1 protein-coding gene is annotated in these 6216 nt (G+C 65.6%); it reads right to left on the bottom strand.

Going from position 1 to position 6216, the window contains the following annotated elements; genetic code table 11:
* A partial coding sequence (locus tag BLR05_RS25195; protein WP_279616044.1) for a calcium-binding protein occupies positions 1–6216 on the bottom strand: 6216 nt, incomplete at both ends.

Genomic DNA, 6216 nt, shown 5'->3' with positions numbered 1-6216 from the left:
GCCCTTCAGGCTTGCGCGGTAGCCCAGTGCATCGCCTGCATCGGGATCGGTAAACGTACCGGAGGGAACAGCCATCTGGAATGCGGTACCGATCGCGGCACGCACGTCCGCCAGCGGAGAAGCGAGCACCGGTGCATGGTTCACGGCCGTCGGATCGGCGCGGCGCACCAGGGTGTCGTAGCCCCAGACCGTCCCATCAGCAAACTCGATGCGGCGCACGCCGGAGGCCGGTGCATTCTCGCTGTAGAACGAGCGCACCGTGACCCCATCCTGTGATCCGCGCAGGCTGACCCGTAGCGCATTGCCATCACGCTGGAGCACCACGTCCTGTGCACTGACACCCGCCTTGAAGCGCAGCGTCTGGGTACGGCCTCCGCTCACCCTGCCCGTCCACGACTCGATCGTGTCGTTTCCGTCACCGCGTCCGAACAGATACACGTCGCCGCCCACGAAGACATCATCGCCTGCGCCTCCATCCATGGTGTCCAGGCCTGCATAGCTCACCAGGCGATCATTCCCCGCTCCACCCTTGAGTTCGTCCTGATCCTGCCCCGCCGCCCAGTCGGCCTTGCTCGAACGGATCGCATCGTACTGATCCTCCACCACGTCATCGCCATCGCCCCCTTCGACGATGTCGTTCTGGAAGGATCCGCTGATGATGTTGTTGCTGGCATTGCCGACCAGGTGGATGCCTTTCGTGGCGCCGGAGCCCCTCAAGGCCCCGTTGGCCGCGAGATTCTCCACATTGGCATAGTCGTCCAGGTAGAACACCTTCCCGTACTCTCGCAATGCCTCCTGCCCCATCGACATGATGTCGAGGATCACGCGATCGGAGCCACCGGCAGCATCCTCGACCACGACATCGTTGAGCCCTACGTAGTAGGTGTCGTCGCCTCCCTTTCCAGCGAGCACATTGCGTGCCGTGTTCTTTGATGCACGGATCACGTTGGCTTTGTCGTCACCGGTGGCGCCCAGTTCCAGTGAACCCAACAATTCGATGTTCTCGACGTTCGCTATTCCACGCAGATCCAGAGACATGGTGGACGAGACGATGGCGTCATTGACCGAGAGCTGGTTGCCGGCCCCGTCGACGCCTCTTTCCACGACCTTGTCGCCAGCACTGTCCAGAACGTAGTAGTCATCCTCGGCACCGCCAATCAGCGTGTCGTTGCCCCCTCCGCCATTCAGGATGAGGCCACCGAAGAAGTCGGACCGGTTCTTCATCAGGTTGGCGCTGATGCGCCCCTGGTTGGTCGCATCGATGACGTTGTCGAGCCCATTCCCGGCCAGCAAAACCCGTGTCTGATCGAGGGTGAAGTTGTCGTACAACGCATAAGAGTCGTGGAATCCCAGGTCCGAGGACAGAGGGGAGTTCCGGATGTCGTTCGTCCAGCCCATCAACACCAGGTTCTCGATGTTTGCTGGCAACCAACTGTTTTTCGCATCCAACAGCAGGGTATCGTTTCCTTCGTCCGGGTTCTCCTCGAATTCATCCAAGAAGTTGGCCCAGGCGCCATCCGCCGCATCCACATAGATATCGTCGCCCGCACCGCCTCGCAGGATGTCGTAGCCTCTGCCGCCATCGAGGACGTTGTTGCCGGCGTTGCCTTCGATCACGTTGTCGGAGGCATTGCCGATACCCGCGATGTCGAGCGTTCCCGTCAGCGTGAGGTTTTCGACATGGTTCGGCAGCGCGTACGACACCGAACTCCGCACGGTGTCCTTTCCCTGGTTCGCGGCTTCGAGGACGGTATCGCCAGGGTTGTCAACCGTGAAAACGTCGTCACCCGCGGTTCCTTGAAGTGCCCCGGCAACGCCCCGCTCATCGACGATCCTGTCCTGGATGTCCTGCAGGCTCCAGCGCGTGCCATCGGCGAACTCGAAGGCTTCCAGACCCCCATCCGTGCCGAAGAACGTGGGAATCCAGATCTGGCCGCCGCCGGGAACGGCGACCACCAGGGAATCCGTGGTCCCGTAGATCTTCTGGAAACCGGAGCTGTCCGCCGGGGCACTGGAAGTGCGCACCAGCCTGACGTCGGCCGCCGCGATGCCTTCCCCGAAGCGCAACGTATCCGACCCGCCGATCTCCCTGATGATGTCGCGCCCATCGTTGCGCCCGAACAGGTAGATGTCGTCGCCCATACCTCCGGCGAGCACGTCGTAGCCGGCATCGCCAGACAGCACGTCGTTGCCTCCCAGCCCGGAAATCTCGTCGTCTCCCGCGCCGCCGCTCATGCGGTCGTCGGAAAATTCAAAGCCGGTGAGCTTGTCGTTCTGTGCTCCGCCAATCAGTGTCTTCTGCCGAAGATCCTGCACGGTCCACACCGTGGTCGGATCGCTTGCGAAGCGGACCTGCGCGACGCCGCCGGGCTGGGCACTGGCGAACAGCCCCATGATCAATACGGTGGTGCTCGGTGCGCCGGCGGCGGGGTTCCTCACCTGAAGCATGGCGGTGCCGCCGGACTGGTACACGCTCACATCAGCAGGTGCTATGGAGGCGTCGAACTCGAGCACGTCGCGAGCTACATCGTCGTCACGCACGATCACGTGCTCACGCCCTCCCCGCCCGACCCGGAACGTATCGGAGCCGGAGCCCCCGGCAAGGCGGGAGTACCCGGTCGATGACGCATAGAGGATGTCATCGCCTTCATCGCCGAAGAGCTGGTCGCTATCCGCGCCTGTGCCTCCCTGGCCCGCGATGAGGGTGTCATTGCCCGCGCCACCGCGCAGGATATCCGCGCCGGCGCCGCCATCCAGCACGTCATCGCCGGACAGTCCGAAGAGCACGTCATCCCCGTCCAGCCCGCGCAGGCTGTCGTCTCCCGACGTGCCGCGCAGGGCATCGTTGCCGGGCGAGCCGACGTTCGCGCGCGTGTAGATGTCGTCGTAGCCCCATACCGTGCCAGGTGCATCGTCGAACACGAACCGGATGTCACGCTCACCCTCGGCCAGATCCATGAACCCGAAAATCAACAGCTCCTGGACGCCGGCGGCACCGTCACCGGACCAGCGGATCGACAGGTCTCCACGTCCTCCATCGCCCCGAGAACTCGCGACGCTCAATTGGCCAGGTCCAATGCCGGCAGCAAACCGGATGGTGCGACTGGTGCCCTCCCGGGTCCTGGCATCGAGCAGCGACGTGGCCGCAGTGGCAACGGAGGACTTGCGCGCCACCAGGGTGTCGTGCCCCTGACGCAGGTAGACACGGGACCCTTGGGCCTCCACCGTGTCGTCACCCGCGCCGGCGTCCACCGAGCCCCCGCGCGCCGTGATCTGGTCGTTGCCGTCTTCACCGTAGATCTCGTTCGTGCCACTGAGGTCCACCAGCACATCGTCGCCCTCGTCACCGTAGAGGATGTCGTCGCCCTGCCCGCCATCGATATGGTCGTTGCCTGCGCCGCCGAACACGATGTCGTTGCCCGCCAGCGCATCCACCGTGTCACCGCCGGGAAGGAGATAGATTTCCCCATCGTCCCCGTCCGTGGCCTGCGCCTGGCCCGGCGTCAGCGCCAGATCGGAGAACAGCACCGTCGCTCCACCCGCGAACTCAAGGCGGTTGAGCGGATCGGTGGAAAACGCCGAGCGGACGGTGATCCGGTCCGTGGCGCCCTTCACGCGCACCAGCAGGTTATCTCCCACCCGGGAGAACACCAGGTCGGAGAGCGCCAGCCCCTCCTTGAAGCGAAGCACGTCGCCGGTTTCCACCGAGCCCGTGCCGGCGGTGTACTCGTCCACTCCATCGCCGCGACCGAACAGGTAGACGTCACGGCCCAGTCCTCCGTTCACGATGTCATTGCCGGCACCGCCATCGAGGACGTCGTCGCCGTCGTGGCCGACGATGAAGTCATTGCCACCGCCACCGTACACCACGTCGTCGCCGTCACCGGCGTAGATCTGGTCGTTGCCGTCCCGGCCCGTGATGATGTCGCGGTACGGTGTACCTTCTCCATAGTACGCACGACTGTCCGTGCGCTCGCGCATGTCCAGTCCGATACCGCGCGCAATCAGCTCGCTCCAGGCCAGCGTCGATCCATCCGCGAAGCGCGCCAGGTCGAACGGCCTGTCCTCGCTGCCGATCAGCCCGTTGAGGCGCACCATGTCCCCGCCGTCTCCATAGCGCAGGTACAGCGCCATGCCCTCGCCGTCGAACTTGCGCACCAGGGCGACATCGTCGGCCTTGATGCCCGCGCCGAACGCGAACACATTGGCGGCACGGCTGGCCTGCGTGGCTGCGCTGACGAAGCCGGTCAGCACGTCCTGGCCGTCACCCAGCTCGAACGTGAGCACCGCGCCACCCGTCTGCTTTGCCTGGGAGATGTCGAAGACGTCGTTGCCCGCGGCACCCTGCAGTGTTCCACCTCCCGCGGCCAAAGCAAGGCGATCGGCGCCACGTCCGCCGTAGGCCGCTCCACCCGGGTCGGCCGTCAGTACCTTGTCTTCCGTGACATTGGCACGAATCCACTGGGACGTGGCGATCTGCTCGCCATTGATGACCAGGGTCTCGAAGGCACCGGTGAACCCGTTCTCCAGGATGACGGCACGCTGCTCTGACGGGTCGCCCAGCCGGAAGCTCAGGTCCTGGGCCTTGGCCGTGCGCAAGGCGGACAGACTGCCCGAAAGCATCACGGTGTCGTTGCCGCCGGCGTCGCGCAACACCTCTGCGTTCCTGAGCGTATCGGCAGGCACATCGCCGCCGTCGATCACGTAGACATCGTCACCCAATCCGCCATCGAGCACATCCGTGCCTGCGCCGCCGATCAGCGTGTCGTTGCCGGCACCACCAGAGAGGAAGTCGTCGCCATCGCCGCCTAGCAGCCGGTCGTCTCCCGTTCCACCGAACAGGCCGTCCCGTCCTTCTCCACCCATCAGGAGATCGTTGCCGTTTCCGCCGACCAGGGTGTCATTGCCCGCGCCGCCGTCGAGGGTGTCATTGCCAGTGAGAGTGGACACCGCATCCACGGCATGCTCGTCTTCGCCGGCCAGCCAGTCGTCGCCCTCTCCGCCCTGCAGGACGTCATCACCACCGCCGCCATACATCGAGTCGTTGCCCGCACCGCCGTCCAGCCGGTCCGCGCCATGCCACTGGGCCGCAACCTGGTCCGCGAGGTCGTCGCCTTCCAGGATGTCATTGCCCGCGCCGCCCAGCAGCACGTCGGCACCGCCGCCCCCGACCAGGGTGTCGTCGCCCTCTCCACCATCCAGGAAGTCGCTGCCGGTCTCCGGGCCGTTCATGCGGTCCTGGTCGCCGAACATCTCGTCGTTGCCCGTGCCGCCATAGAGGATGTCGTTGCCGCCACCACCGCGCATGCGGTCGTTGCCCGCGCCACCGTCGAGGATGTCGTTGCCATGGCGCGACGCCTCCAACACATTGCGCACCACGATCTGCGCGCCATGAACCGTCTGGATCTCCACCGCCTGCTGGCCTTCGCCTGGCACCACGTCATAGTCGCCGTCGAGCCAGTCGTCGCCGTCGCCGCCTTCGATGAAATCGTCGCCGTCGTAGCCGGCCACCATGTCGTTGCCGGTGCCGGCGAACACGATGTCGTCGCCCGCGCCCGCATTCACCACGTCATCGCCCGCGCCGGCGTAGATGATGTCCGCGCCCGCCCCCGCCGACTTGCCCACGTTGCTCATGAACGCCTCGTTGCCGTTCAACTCGGCGAAGGTGGCCTGCGTTCCCGGGGCGTACTTGTTCGTATCGCCCTCCAGTGGCTTGATGTCTTCCGCGCGCATGCCGAGCAGCCCGGACATGTCCATCTCCGTCAGCGGATTGATGCCGAAGGTCCGCAGATCCGTGGTGCGGATGCTCTGCCCCGTGCTGTCGTAAGGGGTGGCACCGATGCGCGCGAGCGCCACGCTGGCGAGCAGCAGGCGCATCTGTCCGGTGCGAGGATCGTTGGTGCCGCTGCCGTTCGCCTCGGTGGCGTTGCCCAGGGCCAGCGCCGCGCCGTTGCCGTCCGCCAGGATGATGTCCGCACCGGCGCCGCCCACGATCGTGTCCGAGCCGGCGCCGCCATAGATCACGTCGTCGCCCGCGCCGCCCAGGAGCCGGTCGTCCCCCGAACCACCCGACAGGCTCACGAAGCCATTGCCGGTGGCGGACTGTGTTTCGCCGGCCGCGATCGCCGCAGCAAGGTCCACCGGCGCACCGGCGTACAACACATCATCTCCCGCCTCGCCGTAGAGCCATTGCCGCGACGTGGCGGCCGCGGTGCC

The organism is Paracidovorax cattleyae (assembly GCF_900104515.1).
Lineage (GTDB): Bacteria > Pseudomonadota > Gammaproteobacteria > Burkholderiales > Burkholderiaceae_C > Paracidovorax > Paracidovorax cattleyae.
The sequence above is the reverse complement of the archived record's forward strand: the minus strand, read 5'-3'. Positions and strand labels throughout refer to the sequence as shown.